16 protein-coding genes and 1 tRNA gene are annotated in these 17,974 nt (G+C 69.1%); 3 read left to right on the top strand and 14 right to left on the bottom strand.

The window, feature by feature from the left end:
* Window positions 1–127 precede the first annotated feature (127 nt).
* The 9 genes from hisIE to DX912_RS17120 are packed head-to-tail and all read right to left on the bottom strand — an operon-like array spanning window position 128 to window position 7,650.
* Window positions 128–754, bottom strand: coding sequence for a bifunctional phosphoribosyl-AMP cyclohydrolase/phosphoribosyl-ATP diphosphatase HisIE (gene hisIE, locus DX912_RS17160; protein ID WP_115844631.1), 627 nt, complete (start codon window positions 752–754; stop codon window positions 128–130).
* Window positions 744–1,520, bottom strand: a complete 777-nt coding sequence (gene hisF / locus DX912_RS17155) for an imidazole glycerol phosphate synthase subunit HisF (RefSeq protein ID WP_115844627.1) — start codon at window positions 1,518–1,520, stop codon at window positions 744–746. The genes hisIE and hisF overlap by 11 nt, the downstream gene beginning before the upstream one ends.
* Entirely contained in the window at window positions 1,514–2,269 is a 756-nt protein-coding gene (gene hisA / locus DX912_RS17150; protein ID WP_233433636.1) for a 1-(5-phosphoribosyl)-5-[(5-phosphoribosylamino)methylideneamino]imidazole-4-carboxamide isomerase, read from the bottom strand. The genes hisF and hisA overlap by 7 nt, the downstream gene beginning before the upstream one ends.
* Before the next feature lie 17 nt (window positions 2,270–2,286).
* Complete coding sequence (gene hisH, locus DX912_RS17145) at window positions 2,287–2,889, bottom strand: imidazole glycerol phosphate synthase subunit HisH (protein WP_115844622.1); 603 nt, start codon at window positions 2,887–2,889, stop codon at window positions 2,287–2,289.
* Window positions 2,886–3,962 carry a bifunctional histidinol-phosphatase/imidazoleglycerol-phosphate dehydratase HisB gene (hisB, locus tag DX912_RS17140; RefSeq protein ID WP_115844619.1) on the bottom strand — a complete coding sequence of 359 codons (1,077 nt, stop codon included), beginning with the start codon at window positions 3,960–3,962 and terminating at the stop codon, window positions 2,886–2,888. Before hisB ends, hisH begins: the two co-directional genes overlap by 4 nt.
* Window positions 3,959–5,059, bottom strand: a complete 1,101-nt coding sequence (gene hisC, locus DX912_RS17135) for a histidinol-phosphate transaminase (protein WP_425477967.1) — start codon at window positions 5,057–5,059, stop codon at window positions 3,959–3,961. The genes hisB and hisC overlap by 4 nt, the downstream gene beginning before the upstream one ends.
* Window positions 5,056–6,357 (bottom strand): histidinol dehydrogenase, encoded by a 1,302-nt coding sequence (gene hisD, locus DX912_RS17130; protein ID WP_115844653.1) that lies wholly within the window; start codon window positions 6,355–6,357, stop codon window positions 5,056–5,058. Before hisD ends, hisC begins: the two co-directional genes overlap by 4 nt.
* Before the next feature lie 26 nt (window positions 6,358–6,383).
* Entirely contained in the window at window positions 6,384–7,298 is a 915-nt protein-coding gene (gene hisG, locus DX912_RS17125; protein WP_115844615.1) for an ATP phosphoribosyltransferase, read from the bottom strand.
* A gap of 25 nt (window positions 7,299–7,323) precedes the next feature.
* Window positions 7,324–7,650, bottom strand: a complete 327-nt coding sequence (locus DX912_RS17120; RefSeq protein WP_115844612.1) for a YerC/YecD family TrpR-related protein — start codon at window positions 7,648–7,650, stop codon at window positions 7,324–7,326.
* 237 nt (window positions 7,651–7,887) lie between these two features.
* On the opposite strand from DX912_RS17120, the gene DX912_RS17115 reads away from it, so the two are divergent.
* On the top strand, window positions 7,888–9,720 hold the full coding sequence (locus tag DX912_RS17115; protein WP_181902882.1) for a sensor domain-containing diguanylate cyclase: 1,833 nt from the start codon (window positions 7,888–7,890) through the stop codon (window positions 9,718–9,720).
* Between the two features lie 55 nt (window positions 9,721–9,775).
* On the opposite strand, the gene DX912_RS17110 is transcribed toward DX912_RS17115, so the two are convergent.
* Together DX912_RS17110 and hisS are read right to left on the bottom strand one after the other, a co-directional pair.
* A complete protein-coding gene (locus tag DX912_RS17110; protein ID WP_115844607.1) occupies window positions 9,776–11,662 on the bottom strand; it encodes an HAL/PAL/TAL family ammonia-lyase in 1,887 nt (628 codons plus the stop codon).
* Window positions 11,663–11,716: 54 nt separating this feature from the next.
* Window positions 11,717–13,111 (bottom strand): histidine--tRNA ligase, encoded by a 1,395-nt coding sequence (gene hisS, locus DX912_RS17105; RefSeq protein WP_115844604.1) that lies wholly within the window; start codon window positions 13,109–13,111, stop codon window positions 11,717–11,719.
* A gap of 183 nt (window positions 13,112–13,294) precedes the next feature.
* Here hisS and DX912_RS17100 point away from each other — a divergent pair.
* Together DX912_RS17100 and DX912_RS17095 are read left to right on the top strand one after the other, a co-directional pair.
* Window positions 13,295–13,371: transfer RNA gene (locus DX912_RS17100), tRNA-Pro, on the top strand.
* 135 nt (window positions 13,372–13,506) lie between these two features.
* Window positions 13,507–14,355, top strand: coding sequence for a D-hexose-6-phosphate mutarotase (locus DX912_RS17095; protein WP_181902881.1), 849 nt, complete (start codon window positions 13,507–13,509; stop codon window positions 14,353–14,355).
* Window positions 14,356–14,358: 3 nt separating this feature from the next.
* Here DX912_RS17095 and DX912_RS17090 read toward each other — a convergent pair whose 3' ends face one another.
* Genes DX912_RS17090 through DX912_RS17080 form a run of 3 tightly spaced genes read right to left on the bottom strand, consistent with a single transcriptional unit; the run spans window position 14,359 to window position 17,896 of the window.
* Window positions 14,359–15,624 carry a glutamate-5-semialdehyde dehydrogenase gene (locus DX912_RS17090; RefSeq protein ID WP_115844598.1) on the bottom strand — a complete coding sequence of 422 codons (1,266 nt, stop codon included), beginning with the start codon at window positions 15,622–15,624 and terminating at the stop codon, window positions 14,359–14,361.
* The gene (gene proB, locus DX912_RS17085) at window positions 15,621–16,763 is read right to left on the bottom strand and encodes a glutamate 5-kinase (RefSeq protein WP_115844596.1); all 1,143 of its coding nucleotides are present in this window, start codon (window positions 16,761–16,763) and stop codon (window positions 15,621–15,623) included. Before proB ends, DX912_RS17090 begins: the two co-directional genes overlap by 4 nt.
* Window positions 16,760–17,896, bottom strand: a complete 1,137-nt coding sequence (locus DX912_RS17080) for a serine hydrolase domain-containing protein (RefSeq protein WP_115844593.1) — start codon at window positions 17,894–17,896, stop codon at window positions 16,760–16,762. Before DX912_RS17080 ends, proB begins: the two co-directional genes overlap by 4 nt.
* Window positions 17,897–17,974: the final 78 nt, after the last annotated feature.

Below are 17,974 nucleotides of genomic sequence, written 5' to 3'. Positions count from 1 at the left end.
GGGGGGGGGGGGGGGGGGGGGGGGGGGGGGGGGGGGGGGGGGGGGGGGGGGGGGGGGGGGGGGGGGGGGGGGGGGGTCGCGCGATTATCGTCCGCGCCGATGTCCGCCGGAAGTCGCCCGCCTTGCCTCAGCCGGCGTGACGCGCCCGAAGCACGGCTTCCACGTCGGCGAGCCCGAGCCCTCGCGCACGCAGCAGCACGAGCAGGTGGTAAAGCAGGTCGCCGGCCTCGCCGAGCAGTTCCTCATCCGACTGCGCGACGGCCGCCAGCGCGGTCTCGACGCCCTCCTCGCCCACTTTCTGCGCGATGCGGCGGATGCCGCCTTCGAACAGCTTGGTGGTGTAGCTGCCGCCGGGGCGTTCCTGCTCGCGCGTGGCGATAAGCGCATCTAGCTCGCGCACGAACGATGAGGACGCCGCCGGCGCGTCAGGAAAGCAGCTTTCGCGACCGAGATGGCACGTCGGGCCGTGCGGACGCGCGGTCACCAGCACCGTGTCGTTGTCGCAATCGACATCGACGGCGACGACATCGAGGAAGTGCCCCGACGTCTCGCCCTTGGTCCACTGCGTGTTGCGACTGCGGCTGAAGAAGGTCACGTGGCCGCTGTCCAGCGTCGTGCGCAACGCAGCGGCGTCCATGTAGCCGAGCATCAGCACGCGCAACGTGTCGGCATCCTGGACGATGGCGGGCAGCAGGCCGCCCTGCTTGCTCCACGCGAGGGCGTCGACGGCCTCGGGCGCCAGTTCAAGCGACATCGCGCACCTCGATGCCCTGCGCGCGCAGGTGCCGTTTGAGTTCGGGGATCCTTACCGCACCGGAGTGGAACACGCTCGCGGCGAGCGCGGCATCGACATCGGCGCCAGCGAAGGCGTGCACGAAGTGCTCGGCCGTTCCCGCGCCGCCGGAGGCGACCAGCGGCACTGCGCAGCGTTCGCGTACCGCCTGCAATTGTTCGATGTCGTAGCCCTGCCGCACGCCGTCGCTTCCCATGCAGTTGAGGACGATCTCGCCGGCGCCGCGTTCCTGCGCTTCGACGACCCAGTCCAGCGTGCGTTTCGCGAGCGCGCGCGTCCGCGACGGATCGCCGGTGTACTGGCGCACGCGCCACTGCCCGTCCTCGTCGCGCAGGCTGTCGATGCCGACCACCACGCATTGCACGCCGAACACCTCGGCGATCTCGCCAATCAGTTCGGGGCGATCCAGCGCCGGCGTGTTGATCGACACCTTGTCCGCGCCGGCATGCAGCACGGCGCGCGCGTCGTCCACCGAGCGGATGCCGCCAGCGACACAGAACGGAATGTCGATCACGCGCGCAACGCGCTCGACCCATTGCCGGTCGACGCTGCGCCCTTCCGGGCTGGCGGTGATGTCGTAGAAGACGAGTTCGTCGGCCCCTTCGTCGCGATAACGCAGTGCGAGTTCGACGATGTCGCCCATGTCGACGTGATCGCGAAACTTCACGCCCTTGACGACGCGGCCGTCGCGCACGTCCAGGCAGGGCACGATGCGGCGACTCAGCATGAGCGGGCCCTCTGCAGCGCATCGTTGAGTGCAAAGCGGCCTTCGATCAGCGCCTTGCCGAGCACCGCGCCCGCGCATCCTGCGTCGCGCGCGCCTTCGATGTCGTCGATGTCGCGGACGCCGCCGGACGCCTGCATGCGCAACGCGGGCGCGAGCGTCGACAGATGCCTATACAGCGACAGGTTCGGCCCGGCGAGCATGCCGTCGCGCGCGATGTCGGTGCACAGCAGGTGCTTCAGCCCGCCGTCGGCGAAGCGGCGCACCAGCGATTCGAGCTCGACGCCGCTGTCCTGCGTCCAGCCCGCGGTGGGCAAGCGCCATGTGCCGGAGTCGTCCTGGCGGGCATCGAGCGCCACGGTGATGCGTTCCGCGCCGAAGCGTTCGATCCATCGCAGCACGCGGTCGGGCTCGCGCACGGCGAGAGAGCCGACAACCACGCGTTGCGCGCCGGCATCGAGGATCAGCGCGACGTCGTCCTCGCTGCGCACGCCGCCGCCGGTCTGCACGTTCAAGCCGGTCGTCGCGACCAGTTCGCGCACGAACGGACGCAACGTGTAGCCGCCTTCGCGCGCGGCATCGAGGTCGACCAGATGCAGCCAGCTCGCACCGCTGTCGGCGTACTGCGACGCGAGCTCCAGCGGCGTCGGCGCATAGCGTGTCTCGCGCCCGTAATCGCCCTGGTGCAGCCGGACCACGCGACCGTCGCGCACGTCGATCGCGGGATAGAGTTCGAAATCCTTTCGCTGCATCGTGGAAGCAAGCGCGTTCATGCCGCCTCCATCGCGAGAAAGTTCGCGAGCAGGCGCTGGCCCGTCGCCGCCGAACGTTCGGGATGGAACTGCGCACCGAAGCGCTGCCCGCGCCCGGCGACGGCGGTGAACCCGCTGCCGTAATCGCTGCTGGCCAGCGTGTCCTCGCTCAGCGGCGCGACGAAACCGTGCACGAAATAGGCCCATTCACCATCCTCGATGCCGTCCAGCAGCGCAGACGAGCGCTCGCGTCGAAGTCGGTTCCAGCCCATGTGCGGAACGCGCAGGCCCGGCCTAGGCGCAATGCGTTCGATGCGTCCTTTCAGCACGCCCAGCCCTTCCACTTCGCCTTCCTCCGAGGATTCATAAAGCAGTTGCATGCCCAGGCAGATGCCCAGCAGCGGGACTTCGAGCGCGCGGATCGTATCGACGAGGTCGAGCTCATGCAGGCGCTGCATCGCGGGCGCCGCCGCGCCGACGCCGGGCAGGATCACCCGCGGCGCATTCGCGATGGTGTCGGCATCGCTGCTGAGCACGGAACGCGCGCCGAGACGGTCGAGCGCGTAGCGGACGGAGCCGATGTTGCCCCCGCCCCAGTCGATGAGGACGACGTCGGTCACAGCGTCCCCTTCGTGCTGGGGAGTTCACGCCCTTCGCGCTTCACCGCCTGGCGCAACGCGCGCGCGAAGGCCTTGAAGCAGGCTTCGACCTTGTGGTGGTCGTTCTCACCTTCGACGCGAAGATTGAGGTTGAGCCCGGCGCCGTCGCACACCGAGCGGAAGAAATGCGGCACCAGCTCCGTCGGCAATCCGCCGACGCGATCGCGCGCGAACGCACCGTCGAACACGAAGTACGGTCGGCCGGAAAAATCGAGCGCCGCGCTCGCCAGCGATTCGTCCATCGGCAGCGTGAAGCCGTAACGCCCGATGCCGCGCTTGTCGCCGAGCGCCTCGCGCAGCGCCTGCCCCAGCGCGAGCGCGCTGTCCTCCACCGTGTGGTGTTCGTCGATGTGCAGATCGCCCTCGCAGCGCAACTCCAGCGCGATGCCGCCGTGCTTGCCGATCTGCTCGAGCATGTGGTCGAAGAAGCCGAGCCCCGTCGCGATCCTCGGCTCGGCAGAGCGATCCAGATCGATGGCGACCTCGATGCGGGTTTCGCGCGTGTTGCGCTGCACGCGCGCGGTGCGCGGCGCATCGGCGAGCTCATGCGCGATCGAACTCCAGTCCCAGTCGCCGCCGAACTGCGGCGTGCGCAACTGGAAGGCGCGGATGCCGAGGTTGCGCGCGAAGGCATTGTCGGTTTCGCGATCGCCGACCATCGCCGAGCGCGACCAGTCGATGCCGCGATCCTGCAGCAGCGGCGTGGCAAGCGCGATGCCCGGCTTGCGCGTCGGGGCGTTCTGCGCGGGCAGGCTCGTGTCGATCAGCACGTCGCGGAAGACGATGCCCTGGCTTTCGAATATCTGCATCATCAGGCCGTGCGGGCCGTCGAAATCCGCCTGCGGGAATGCGTCGGTACCCAGGCCGTCCTGGTTGGTCACCATCACGAACTGGTAGCCAGCATCGCGCAGGCGGAGCATCGCGGGGATCACGCCGTGCACGAAGCGCAGCTTGTCGAAGCGGTCGATCTGGAAGTCCGACGGCTCCTCGATCAGTGTGCCGTCGCGATCGACGAACAGGATCGGCGTGCTCATGCGCGCGCCTCCAGGATCGACAGCACCGACGCGTTCTGCTGTGGCGTGCCCAGGCTGATGCGCAGCGCGTCGCCCAGGCCGGGCGCGGCTCGCATGTCGCGAACCACCACGCCGGCGGCGAGCAGGCGCTCGAATGCGGATTGAGCGTCATCGAAGCGCACGAGCACGAAGTTCGCGCGCGAGGCGTATACGCGGCGGATGCCGGGTGCGCTCGCAAGCCGCTGCGCGAGCGCGTCGCGTTCGGCGCGCACCGTCGCGATGCGCGTGCGGGTCTGCAATGCGGCGTCGCGGCCCAGCGCACGCAGCGCCTCGTCGGTGCATGCGGATGGCAGCGGATACGGCGCCTGGCAGCGGCGCAGCACGTCGATGAGTTCGGCGTCGGCGATCACCGTGCCGATGCGCGCTGCGGCGAGCGCGTGCGCCTTCGACAAGGTGCGGAGCACGGCCACGTTGCGATGCGTGCCGATGAGCCGGATCGCGGAAGGCGCGTCGGCGAACTCGATGTAGGCCTCGTCGACGACGACGAGCGCGCGCCCGGCAAGGCGCGCGGCGAGCGCGGCGATCTCGCCGATCGGCAGCAGCGCGCCGGTCGGATTTCCCGGCGAGCACAGGAAGACGATGCGTGCGTCCTGCGCGACCGCGGCGTCGGCGAGCGCGTTGAAATCGCTGCGCCACTCGCCATCGGTTTCGCGCAACGGCACGTCGATCACGCGCGTGCCGTGCAGCCGCGCGCTCACCGCATACATGCCGAAGGTCGGCGTGCTGACCACGATCGCGTCGTTGCCGGGCCGGCAGAGGGCACGCACGAGCAGGTCGATGCCTTCGTCGCTGCCGCGTCCGGCGAGCAGCTGCTCCGGCGCGCATTCGTAGAGGGCGGCGAGGGCCTCGCGCAGCGCCTGCGGCTGCGGATCGGGATAGCGGCGCAGCGAGCCTTCGCGGTCGGCAAGGTTCGGCCACGGCGATTCGTTGGCGTTGAGCCACACCTCGCCCTGCAGGCGGTCGCTGCGCGCCGAGCGATAGCCGCCGAAATCGCGCAGGTCCGCGCGCACCAGCGCGAGCGGGCTCGTGTCCAGGTTCGTGTCGATGGCGACGTTCACGACGCCACCGCCTGCAGCCGCAGCGCGACCGCCTGCAGGTGCGCGTCCAGGCCTTCCGCGCGCGCGAGTTCCACCGCGCACGGACCGATGGCTTCGATGCCACGCGGCTGCACTTCCTGCACGGTGATCGCCACCTGGAAGCTCGCCACGTTCAGGCCACCCGCAAAGCGCGCCGCGCCGCTGGTCGGCAGCACGTGGTTGGTGCCGCTGCAGTAGTCGCCCAGCGCTTCGGGCGCCCAGTCGCCGAGGAAGACGGAACCGGCGGCGGTGACCTGCGGCAATGCGGCGCGCGCGTCGCGGAGCGCGAGGATCAGGTGCTCGGGCGCGTAACGGTTGCTGATCGCCAGCGCCTGTTCGATCGACTCCACGCGGATCGCGCTGGACGACTGCAATGCCCGACGCGCGATGTCGGCGCGCGGCAGCTGCCCCAGCTGCGATGCGAGCTGTTCGCTCACGGCGTCGAGCAGCCTGTCGTCGTCGCTCAGCAGCATCACCTGCGAATCCGGACCGTGCTCGGCCTGCGACAGCAGGTCCGCGGCGACGAAGGCGGGATTCGCGCCGAAGTCGGCAATCACCAGCACTTCCGACGGCCCGGCGGGCATGTCGATCGCCGCGCCATCGACGTCCATGGCGACCTGCCGCTTGGCTTCGGTGACGTAGGCATTGCCGGGGCCAAATAGCTTGTCGCAACGCGGGACGCTCGCCGTGCCGTAGGCCATCGCGGCGATCGCCTGCGCGCCGCCGATCTTGAACACGCGCGTGATGCCGCAGCGCTTCGCGGCGTAGAGCACGGCGGGGTCTGCCGTTCCATCGCGGCGCGGCGGCGTGCACAGCACGATGTCGGGGCAGCCGGCCAGGCGCGCGGGGACGCCAAGCATCAGCGCGGTCGACGGAAGCGGCGCCGAGCCTGCGGGCACGTACAGGCCCACGCGCTGGATCGGCCGCAGCACGCGTTCGCAACGCACGCCGGGCGCGGTGTCGACGCTGTACGGCGCGGTCATGCCTGCTCGGTGGAACGCGGCGATGCGCTCGGCCGCTTCGTCGATGGCGGCGCGAAGTTCTACCGACAGAGACGCTTCGGCTTCGGCGAATTCGGCGCTGCCCACGGCGAAATCGACCGGCGCGAAGCCGTCGAAGCGTTCGCCGAACGCACGCAGCGCCGAGTCGCCGCTGTCGCGCACCTCGCCGATGATCGAGGCGACGGTGCTCGCCGTCGTGCTCGACGTCACCTGCGCCGGGCGACGCAGCAGTTGCGCCTGCGTGCGCGTGTCGAGCAGGCGCCAGTCGACGCGGCGCATCAGCTCGTCGGGGGACGGGACGGCGTTCATGCCAGCATGCCCTCCACCGGCAACACCATCAGGCCACGCGCGCCGGCGCGCTTGAGTTCTTCCAGCCGCTGCCACGTCACCGCGCCGTGGCAGAGGGCCTGCAGCGCGAGGTCGTCGCCGTCGTCCAGGCGCATCACCGTGGGCGTTTCCGCGTCGGGCAGCAGCGGCAGCAGGTCGGGCAGCACGCGACGCGGCGCCTGGAACAGCAGCAGCTTGCTGTGGCGGATGCGCAGCGCGCCATCGAGGCGGCGCAGCAGCATCTCGGCGAGTTCGCCGCGCGTGGCGTCGAGCGCTTCGGCCGGGCCGGCGAGCACCGCTTCGCTTTCCATCAGCGTCGTCACCGGCTTGAGCTGGTTCGCCGCGAGCGTCGCGCCGCTGGAGACCAGATCGCAGATCGCGTCGGCCTGGCCGAGGCGCGGTGCGATTTCGACCGAGCCCGACAGCAGCACGACCTTCGCGTCGATGCCCTGCTCGGCCAGCCAGCGCGTCAGCGACGCCGGGTAGCTCGTGGCGATGCGCTTGCCGGCGAGTTGCTCCGGCCCCTGCCAGTCCCAGCCGTCCGGCACGGCGAGCGCGAGGCGGCACCCGCCGAATCCGAGCGCGCGCCATTCGCGGAAGGCGAGCGCGCTGCCGCCCGCCGCCCGGTCGTAGCCCTGCTCGAGCAGCACGTTGCGGCCGACGATGCCGAGGTCGCAGACGCCTTCGGCGATGAGGCCCGGGATGTCGTCGTCGCGCACCAGCAGCAGATCGACCGGCAGCGATTCGCCGTAGCAGAACAGGCGGTCGCGGCTTTCGCGCCAGCTCAGGCCGCAGGAGGTCAGCAGTGCGCGGGCCGGATCGGCCAGCCGGCCAGACTTCTGGATCGCGATGCGCAGGCGATCGCGCGCCGGCGTGTTGGGGGAGGGACTCATGGGGATCTCTGGGAACCGATACGGATCAGCCGGCGTTGAGCGCGGCGGGAGGCGTGGAAAGTCGGGCCGCGGCGACGCCATAGCCACCGGCACCACGTTCGAGCGTGCGCGCGACGCGGCCGATGGTGGTGACGCTCACCTGCGTGCGTTCGTGGATTTCGCGATACGGGACGTTGTCCTGCAGCAGCGGCACCACGCGCCAGCGGTCGCCCATCGCTTCGAGCTCGGCGGGCGTGCACAGGTCTTCCAGGAAGGCCTGGACCTCCTCGACGGTCTGCAGGCTCGCCAGTGCCGCGGCGAGGAAGCCGAGGTTCTCGGCGCTGCGCTCGTTTTCCAGGGGACGACGCTTCATTTCGAACTCAACGTATTAACGCGTTAATACATTGGAACACCTCGGTCGGGGCGCGGTCAACCGGCGGCAGCCTGAGGCCGGCCAAGCCTGAACGCAGCGTTCACACGGTCCGCAGCGATAGTGATGGCCGCGTCACGACCGCCCGCCGGGCCGCCAGCGCGGGCTCGCCGCCCTGCCCGGTCCCACGCCAACGCCTCAACGATCGGCCACCGCATGACCAGCGGCCGAAGGGACGACATGGAACGTGCGCCTGTCTGGGTCCGCCTCTGCCTCGCGGCGCTGCTCGCGCTTGCGTGGTCGACGGCGTCCGCATCGGCGGCAACCATCGAACTGGGGCGGCATACGGGCCAGGTCGATCTCGCGCCGGCCATGCAGTACCTCCACGACGAACCCGCGACCGGTGATATCGGCACGGCGATGCGGTGGCTCGACGACGGTCGCTTCCAGCCCCTGCCCGGCGGCCGAACCTCGCTCGGTTTCCACGACGGCGCGTTCTGGTTCCATGTTCGCGTGGTCAACCGCGACAACCCCGAGACGCGGTGGCTGCTGGTACAGCACTACGCACTGAGCGACCGCATCGACGTGTACGCGCGCCATGCGGACGGCCGCGTCGCGGTGCAGGCGGGTGGCGACCATCTGCCGTTCGCCGCGCGAAGCATCCGCTACCGGCATCCGAACTTCCTGCTGACGCTTCCACCCGGCGAGCCGGTGGACGTATTCGTGCGCGTGCAGAGCGAAAGCTCGATGCAGGTGCCGCTCTCGCTGTTCACGCTGCCGGCCTTCGCCGAGGCCGCGCGCGATGCGCAGTTCGTCATCGGCGCGTACTACGGGATCCTGCTGGCGCTGTTCTTCTACAACATGGCGCTGTGGCTCAGCCTGCGCGATGCCAGCTACTTCTGGTATCTGGTGCACCTGTCGGCGTTCGGATTGGTGTTGTTCACGCTCAACGGCCTGGGCTTCGAATACCTGTGGCCCGGCTCGACGTGGTTGAACGACCGCATGGTGCCGTTGTCGGCATGCCTGGCGCAGATCGGCATGCAGCAGTTCGCGCGCGTGTTCCTCGGCCTGCGCGAACAGTGGCCACGCGGCGATCGCGTCAGCCTGCTGCTGATCGCGTTCTTCGCGCTGCTGGGCGTGGCGTCGACGTGGTTGCCGTACCACATCGCCACACCCGTCGCCGGCGCCGCGGTGCTGCCGAGCATCGCGTGGATCGCGATCGCATCGGTGGCGATGGTACGTCGCGGTTATGCGCCGGCGCGGCTGTTCCTGCTGGCGTGGGCGATGTTCCTGTTGGGGACGGGATTGTTCGTCGCCGTGGCGTTCGGCCTGGCGCCGAAAACCTTCTTCACCGAATACGGGGTGCAGATCGGCTCGGCCCTGGAAATGCTGCTGCTGTCGATCGCGCTGGGCCACCGCTACGCGCAGTTCCGCAACGAGAACGAACGCATCGTCAGCGACGCGAAGGCGCAGCTGGAGCACAAGGTCGAACTGCGCACCACGGAACTTCGAAGCGCGCTGGTGCAGCTGGAAGATGCGCATGCACGGCTGCGCGAATCCAGCCAGCGCGACGCGTTGACCGGACTGCACAACCGCACGCATTTCCGCGACCGCTTCGATGCATTGCTCCGGCAGGCGCGCGAGCATCACCGCCCGCTGTCGTTGCTGATGATCGACCTGGACAACTTCAAGTCGATCAACGACCGCTACGGGCACCTGATCGGCGACGAATGCCTGCGCTGGGCGGCGCGTACGCTGGGCCATGCGCTGCGCCCGCACCAGGATGCGCTGCTGGCGCGATTCGGCGGCGAGGAATTCGTGGTCGTGCTGCCCGGCCTGAACCTCACCGCCGCGGCGCAGGTCGCCGAGGACCTGCGCCATCACCTGCGCGAATCGCCGTTCCGCAGCGGTACCTACGAGATCACGGTGACGGCGAGCATCGGCGTGCACGCCGCCGGATCGCCCGCGTTCGGCGGCGTCGATCCGTTGTTGCAGCTGGCCGACCAGGCGCTGTATCGCGCGAAAGCGGACGGGCGCGATTGCGTGCGCACGTCGCACGGGGAAATGGCCTGACTGCGGGCACTTACCCCGACCCTCCCCCTTTGCGGGAGAGGGCTTGAATCAACGCTCAGCTGCGCGCCGCGCCCAGGATCGTGCCGTCCTTCACCAGGCGCACCGCGGTGGCGACTTCGCCGTCGAGTGCGCGATCGCGATCGAGGAACGGGATCTCACGGCGGATCGCCGCATGTGCCAGAGCCACGGCGCGGCCCGGCTGGAACTCGTCCGCGGCCGCGAGCTCGGCCCGCAGCGCTTCGACCTCGTCGAGGAAGGCGTCGTATTCCAGCGTGCCCGGCGTCGGGCCGCCGGCGATCTTGGCCGCGAGCGCGGTCGCATCGGCGCGGTTCGCGAGATCACGCGCGGCGTTGATCATGTCGCGACGCAGGTCCAGCGCCTGCGCCGCCGTGTACAGCTCCAGCGCGATCACCTTGCCCAGGTCCTCCGCCATCGACAGCACGTGGCGTGCTTCGTTCGCGCCCATCGATACGTGGTCTTCGGCGTTCGCGCTGGTCGGGATCGAATACACCGAGGCCGGATGCGCACGGCTCGCCAGGTCGTTGACGATCGCCGCCGCCGTGTACTGCACGATCATGTGGCCGGACTCGGTGGAATCCTCGTTGCCGATGAGGAAACCCGGCAGGCCGTCGTTCGTCGCCGGATCGACGAGCTTGTTGAGGCGGCGCTCGGAAATGCTCGCCAGCACGGGAATGGCCGCCTTCACGTAGCTCATCGCCAGCGCCAGCGGCATGCCGTGGAAATGGCCGGCGGAAATCACCTGCTGCTCGACGAATTCGGCCTTCGCATCGGGGAACACGATGGGGTTGTCGGTCAGCGCGTTGAGTTCGATGTCCAGAACGCGCGCCGCCTGCGCGATCGCGTCGCGCACCGCGCCATGCACCTGCGGGATGCAGCGCAGCGAATAGCTGTCCTGCGGCTGGTGCTTCTTGCCACCGCGGAACGGACGGAAGCGACGATAGAACTTCTCGCGACCGTGGCGCTGGGCCATCGGCACCCAGTCCCAGCCGATGTCGAACCGCAGCGACTGCGCCTGCACGGTGTCCCAGCTGCCGGGCTGCCACGCGCGGAACTTCGGCACGAGGTGGTACGGAATGTCGGCAAGCGTCGAACCCTGCAGCAGGATGCGCAGGTTCGCCGCGCTGTGCACCTGGCCCGGATGCGGGCGCAGCGCATGCACTTCCTCGGCGAACGCGCCCAGGCGCCCGGCGAAGGCGTCTATCGTCATCGCCGCGGCGAGGTCGGCCGAGTCGAGCAGGTCTTCGAGCTTGTCCAGCGCGAGCACGCCACAGGCGAGCATCTGCGCGGTGCCGTTGTTGAGCGCCAGGCCTTCCTTGTACGACAGCGTGATCGGCGACAGGCCCGCGCGATCCAGCGCTTCAGCGCCCGGCATCCGCTGGCCTTCGAAGAACGCTTCGCCACCGCCGAGCAGCACGATCGCCAGATGCGACAGCGGCGCGAGGTCGCCCGACGCGCCGACCGACCCCAGCTGCGGCACGACCGGCACGAGGCCGGCGTTGAGCATCGAGGTCAGCGCCTGCAGGGTTTCCACGCGGATGCCCGAATGCCCGCGCATCAGCGTGTTGATGCGGATGCACAGCATCGCGCGGACGATCTCCGGCGCGAACGGTTCGCCCACGCACACCGCGTGCGTGACGATCAGGTTGCGCTGCAGTTCCTCGTGCAGCGTTTCGTTCGAACGCGTGCTGCCCGGCAATTCGTCGCGAAGGCGATGGTTGCCGAGCAGGCGGTCGGCATTGCTGCCGAAACCGGTGGAAACGCCGTAGATTGGCTCTTCCCGGCCCACCTGTTCGGCCAGGAACGCCGCGGCGCGCGCCACGGTCGGAAGCTGCTCGTGCGCCAACTCGACGTGCGCGCCGTAGGCGACATCGACCAGTTGTGCTCGGGTGAGGGAACGGCCGTCGAGTCGGATCGGTTTCATGGAGGTTCCGTAATGGTTTCGGCGTCCTCCCCTGCGAACAGGGAGGATCGGGGCTCAGCGACCGGCGAGTACCTGGGCCTGCTCGAGTTCGACGCGCAGCGTGCTTGCAAGCTCCTCGCGCGCGACTTCGAACTGTTCTTCGCGCAGCAGGTCCTTCACCGCGACCACGCCGCGTGCACGCTCGTCCTCGCCGGTGAGCACGACGAAGCGGATGCCGGCACGCGAGGCGTACTGGAACTGCTTGCCGATCTTCCGCGCTTCCATCTGCATCTCGGTGTTGATGCCGGCCGCGCGCAGGCGCCGCGCGATGTCGAGCGCGTCGGGCAGCGAATCGGCATCCATCAGCGCGACCATCGCCTGCACCGTGCTGCCGGTCGCCTTGCCGAGCAGGCCGGCTTCGCGCAGCTGCCAGAACAGACGCGTGAGGCCGATCGAGATTCCGACGCCCGGGAGCTTCGACTTGGTGTAGTGGCTGGCGAGGTTTTCGTAACGGCCGCCCGAGCAGATCGAACCAATCTGCGGGTAATCGTTGAGCGTGGTCTCGTAGACGGTGCCGGTGTAGTAGTCCAGGCCGCGCGCGATCGAGAAATTGAGCGCGTAGTGCGTTTCCGGCACGCCGAGCGCGCGCACCAGTTCCAGCACTTCGCGCAGTTCGGCCACGCCGTCGCGCAGCGAGTCGTTGCCTTCGCCCAGCGCGTCCAGTTGCGCCATCGCATCGGCGTGCGAGGTGGAGCGCACCTTCACGAAGTCGAGGATCTTCTCGACGCCGTCGGCCGGCAGGTTGAAGCCTTCACCCGTCAGCGTCTCGCGCACGTAGTCCTCGCCGCGCTTGTCGAGCTTGTCGACTTCACGCAGCACCAGCGCCTGCAGTTCGCCGTCAGCGACGCCCTGCGCCTCGAAGAAGCCGCGCATGAGCTTGCGGTTGTTGAGCTGGATGGTGAACGCGCCGATGTCCAGCTCGCTGAACACCGAATGGATCACCGCCGGCAGTTCGGCATCGAAGCGCACGCTCAGCGCGTCCTTGCCGATCACGTCGATGTCGCACTGGTAGAACTCGCGGAAGCGGCCGCGCTGGGCGCGCTCGCCGCGGTACACGCGCTGCATCTGGTAGCGGCGGAACGGGAACGCGAGCTCGTGTTCGTGCTCGGCGACGAAGCGCGCCAGCGGCACGGTCAGGTCGAAGCGCAGCGCCAGTTCCGGCATGCCCTCGCCGGTCCCGCTTTCGGCCTTGCCGAGCGCGCCGGTGGACTGCACGAAATACACCTGCCGCTCGGTCTCGCCGCCGGACTTGGTCAGCAGCACCTCCGACAGCTCCATCACCGGCGTTTCCACCGGGAGGAAGCCGAAGCGTTCGAAATTTCGGCGGATCGTGTCCAGCATGCGCTGGAAAGCGATCTGGTCAGGAGGCAGCAGCTCCATGACCCCGGGCGGGGTACGCGGCTTGATCAAGCGGGACTCCAGTGGATCGGGCGGCGGCGCCTGCGCGGCGCGTCGCTGAAGGGGACGGGAACCCCCACAGTTTAGCGGTTGCGCCCGCCCTTCCCCCAGCGCGGCGCCACCGACCTGAAGGAAATTGCATGAGACCCCTTGCCTCGCCCCCGCCGAACTGACTAGAATTTGCGGCTCAGCAGTCGGGGTGTAGCTCAGCCTGGTAGAGCGCTACGTTCGGGACGTAGAAGTCGCAGGTTCAAATCCTGTCTCCCCGACCAATTCCGCAGCGATGCGGTTGCTGAAACAGAAAACGCCGGCCAATGCCGGCGTTTTTCGTTTGGGGCGTTCCGAACGCACGTACGCGTCGACGCGACGTCGGGCATGATGCCGCGCAGTCCCTTCGGCGCTCCGCCATGCCCCTGTCCATCGAACCCTTCGAGCAGCGCGGCCGTTCCTGCGTGCGCCTGCGCCATTCCAGCGGCGCCACGACCGACGTCAGCCTGCACGGCGCGAACGTGCTGTCGTGGAAGCCCTCCCCCGCCCGCGAGCGCCTGTATCTCAGCCCCAACGCCAGCCTGACGCCCGGCACCGCGATCCGCGGCGGCATTCCGGTGATCTTTCCGCAGTTCGGCGCACGCGGGGCGCTGGTCAAGCACGGGTTCGCGCGGCTGCTGGAATGGCACTTCGCCGGCCTGCAGGACGCAACGCCATTCGGCGAGTCGGCCGTGTTCGAGCTGGACGACGACGAACACACGCGCTCGCTGTGGCCCGTTCGCTTCGGCGCGCGGCTGCACGTCGCACTCGGTGCGGACGCGCTGCAGGTCGGCCTGGAAGTGCTCAACCGCGACGACGCACCGTTCGCCTTCACCGCCGCGCTGCACACCTACCTGCGCGTGGCCAAGCTGGCCGCCGTGGAACTCGACGGCCTGGAATCCACGCCTTACGAGGATTCGGCGCGCAACGGCGCCGCGATGCCGGCGTCGAACGCTCCGATCCGCTTCGAAGGCGAACTCGACCGCATCTACGCCGCCGCGCCACGGTCGCTGCGCCTGCGCGACGGCGACTCGACGCTGCACATCGAAAGCGAGGGCTTCCGCGATGCGGTCGTATGGAATCCCGGCGCCACGCTGGCGGCCTCGATGGGCGACCTCGGCGCGGGTGAGCACCTGCGCTTCGTCTGCGTGGAAGCGGCGACGGTGGTGGAACCGGTGACGCTTGCGCCGGGCGAGCGGTGGCTCGGAGTGCAGCGCCTCCGGGAGTGAGGGTCAGCCGCGCGAGTCCGCGTGGCGCACCTGCCCTTCGCCGCGCACGACGAAGCGCTCGATCGTCAGCGATTCCGCGCCCATCGGGCCGTACGCGTGCAGCCGCGTGGTCGAAATGCCGATCTCCGCGCCCAGGCCCAGCTGCCCACCGTCGTTGAAACGCGACGACGCATTCACCATCACCGCCGAACTGCGCGTGCCGCGCACGAAAGCGTCCGCCGCCGCCGCATCCTGCGTCGCGATCACCTCGGTGTGGTCCGAGCCGTATCGCGCGATGTGCGCCAGCGCGGCGTCGAGGTCGTCGACCACGCGCACGGCAATGACGAAATCCAGGTACTCGGCCGCGTAGTCGTCGTCCGTCGCTGCGCGTGCTTGCGGAACAATCGCCCGCGTCCGCTCGCAGCCGCGCACTTCGACGCCGCGTGCGGAGAGCCGTTCCATCGCGCGCGGCAGGAACGTCGCCGCGATATCGCGATGCACCAGCAGCGTTTCCAGCGCATTGCAGACGCCTGGCCGCGAGGCCTTGCCGTCGACCAGCAGGTCCAGCGCCTGCGCGACATCGGCCGAGGCATCGACGTACAGATGGCAGACGCCCTTGTAATGCTTGATCACCGGGACGCGCGCGTGTTCGGCGACGAAGCGGATCAGGCTCTCGCCGCCGCGCGGGATCGCCAGGTCGATCAGGTCCGACAGCTGCAGCAGTTCGAGCACGTGTTCGCGCGCCGGGTCGGATACCAGCGACACCGCCGCTTCCGGCAGGTTCCCGGCACGCAGCGCCGAATGCAGGCAGGCGGCGATCGCGGCGTTGCTCGCGCGCGCCTCCGACCCGCCGCGCAGCAGCACCGCATTGCCGGCCTTCAGGCACAGCGCCGCGGCATCTGCGGTCACGTTCGGACGTGCCTCGTAGATCATCGCGATCAGGCCCAGGGGAATGCGCTGGCGTTCGATGACCACGCCGTTCGGACGTACGTCGCGCCGCGTGACGACACCGAGCGGATCGGTCTGGGCCGCGACTTCGCGCAAGCCCTGCGCCATTGAATCGATGCGCGCGTCGTCGAGCTTGAGGCGGTCGAGCACTGCATCGCCGAGCCCGTTCGAGCGCCCGCGTTCCATGTCTTCGGCATTCGCGGCCATCACCTCGGCACGTCGCTCCGAAAGCGCATCGGCCATGCGTTCGATCAGACGGCGGCGCGCATCGCCATCCAACCGCGCGATTACCGACGCGGCTTCGCGCGCGCGTTCGGCAAGATGGCGGACGTATCCACTCACGTGCTGGTTTCCTTGTGCGACGTCGCGTCGATCAGCACCAGGTCGTCGCGATGCACCACCGATTCGCCGTAGCGGAATCCGAGGATCGCTTCGATCTCGTTGCTATGCCGGCGCGCGATGCGACGGACTTCGTTGGCGCCGTACTGGGCCAGGCCGCGCGCGAAGGCGGGTTCGTCCTCGACGCCGATCTCGACCACGTCGCCGCGGCGGAATTCCCCTTCGGCAGACGCCACTCCGCCCGGCAGCAGCGATGCGCCTTGACGGTGCAACGCGGCGAACGCGCCCGCGTCCACGTGCAGGCGGCCGGATGATGGCGCGTGCCGCAGCCATTGCTTGCGGGCGCGAAGGCGGTCGCCCTGCGCGAGCACAAGCGTTCCGTGCAGCACCTCGTCGTGGAGCGCCCGAACGACATCTGGATCGCGACCGCAGAACAGCGCAGTCGCGATGCCGGCCGCGCCTGCCTTGGCGGCGGCATCGAGTTTCGTGCGCATCCCGCCCGTACCGAGCGTGCCGGCGCCGCCGCTTGCGGCCTGCAGCAGCTCCGGCGTGATCGCCTCCACGCGCGTGATCGCTTGCGCCGCCGGGTCGCGCGGATGCGCGCTGTACAGGCCACCGATGTCGGTGGCGATCAGCAGCAGGTCCGCATCCACCAGCGATGCCACGGCGGCGGCAAGATTGTCGTTGTCGCCGAGCTTGAGTTCGTCGACGGCGACCGCGTCGTTCTCGTTGATCACCGGCAGCGCGTCCAGGCGCAGCAGTTCGCGCAGCGTCGCGCGCGCGTTGAGGTAGCGCCGCCGGTTGCGCAGGTCGTCGTGCGTGAGCAGAACCTGCGCGACGGGACGATCGACCAGCTGCTGCCAGAACGTCACCAGCGCGGCCTGCCCGAGCGACGCCAACGCCTGTCGCAACACGAGGCTGTCGCCGCCCGCAGCGATGCGATGCCGGCCGGCCGCGACCGCGCCGGACGACACGAGCACGATCTCCCGCTGCTGCATCCGCGCATGTTCGATGAAGCGCGCCAGGGCGCCTGCATGGCGCGGATCCAGGCCGTCCTCGCCCGCCAGCAGGCTGCTGCCGACCTTCAGCACGGCCCGGCGCCAAGTCGGCAGCGGTTGCGCGGTGAAATCGGAGGCGTTCATTGCGTGCCGTATTCCCAGTCGAACGGCACGCCCGTCTCGCCCAGCACGAAGCGCACGAGCTGCGGGAAACCCGCCTCGCTGCGCACGTCGTTCGACAGGATCGCCACGCAGCGCTTGCGTTGCTCGACGCAGACCCATGTGTTGCCGGTGGTGTCGTTGTGCCCACCCTTGAAGAAGCCGCGACCCTGCGGGCCCTCGAATACGACCACGCCAATGCCCGCCGCCAGATCCTTCCGGCGCTGTTCCGGCGGAAGCTCCGGTTGCAACGTCGGGAACTGCGAACGCGTGGTGATCGCGAGTTGCGGCTTCACCATTTCGGCGCGACTGCTGGGCTTGAGGCCATCGCCGCGCACGAATGCCGCGGCGAACTTCGCGAAATCCGCGATGGTGGTGTCCATCGAGCCGGCGGCCCGCACCTTGGAGCGTTCGTCGTGCGGCTCGACCTTGCCCTGCTCGTCCCAGCCATCGGCGAGGTTGCCGGCGAAGTCGCCGCGCCAGATCAGGCTCGTGCGCGTCATACCCAGTTCGTTGAAGATGCGCGCGCTTTCCGTCCCGACGTCGATGCCTTTGCCGGTTTCCATCGCGAACTGGAGCGTATTCAGGCCATCGCCGGAGTACGCGTAGCGCGACCCGGGATCAAAGTGGAAATGCAGCTTCTCGTCCGGCTCGAGGAAACCGAAGTTCGCGAAGCCGGTGGAATGGGTCAGCACGATGCGCGGCGTCAGCTTGCGCCAGCGCTCGTCCAGCGCGGTCCAGTCGGCGAAACGGTTCGTGATGTCCGCCGACGCATAGGACGGCAGCGGCCTGGGCAACATGTCGGCCAGCGACGTGTCGAGCGTGAAGCGACCGGCATCGACCTGCCGCATCACGGTGTAGGCGAACACCGCCTTGGTCAGCGATGCGCCGTACATGATCGTGTCGACCTGCAGCGGGTCGCCTGCCGCGTTGCGCACGCCGTGCGCAGCGACGTGCACCGGCTTGCCGTCGTCGATCACGGCGATGGCGAGGCCCTTCGATCCGGTGTCGCGCATGACGCGCGCGACTTCGGCATCGATGGCCGCCGGCGCGGGAATCTCATGCGCCGACACGACGGCCGGCGCGAACGCGAACAGTGCGAAGAACCAACGGCGCATGGAGCTCCCCTTCATCATGGACGTACCGTGTGATGCGGAACCGCGACTGCCACTGCATTGGAACCAGCCTGCCCGCGC

Origin of the sequence: Lysobacter soli (assembly GCF_003382285.1) — a bacterium.
Lineage (GTDB): Bacteria > Pseudomonadota > Gammaproteobacteria > Xanthomonadales > Xanthomonadaceae > Lysobacter_J > Lysobacter_J soli.
This window is presented reverse-complemented; position numbering and strand designations above follow the sequence as displayed.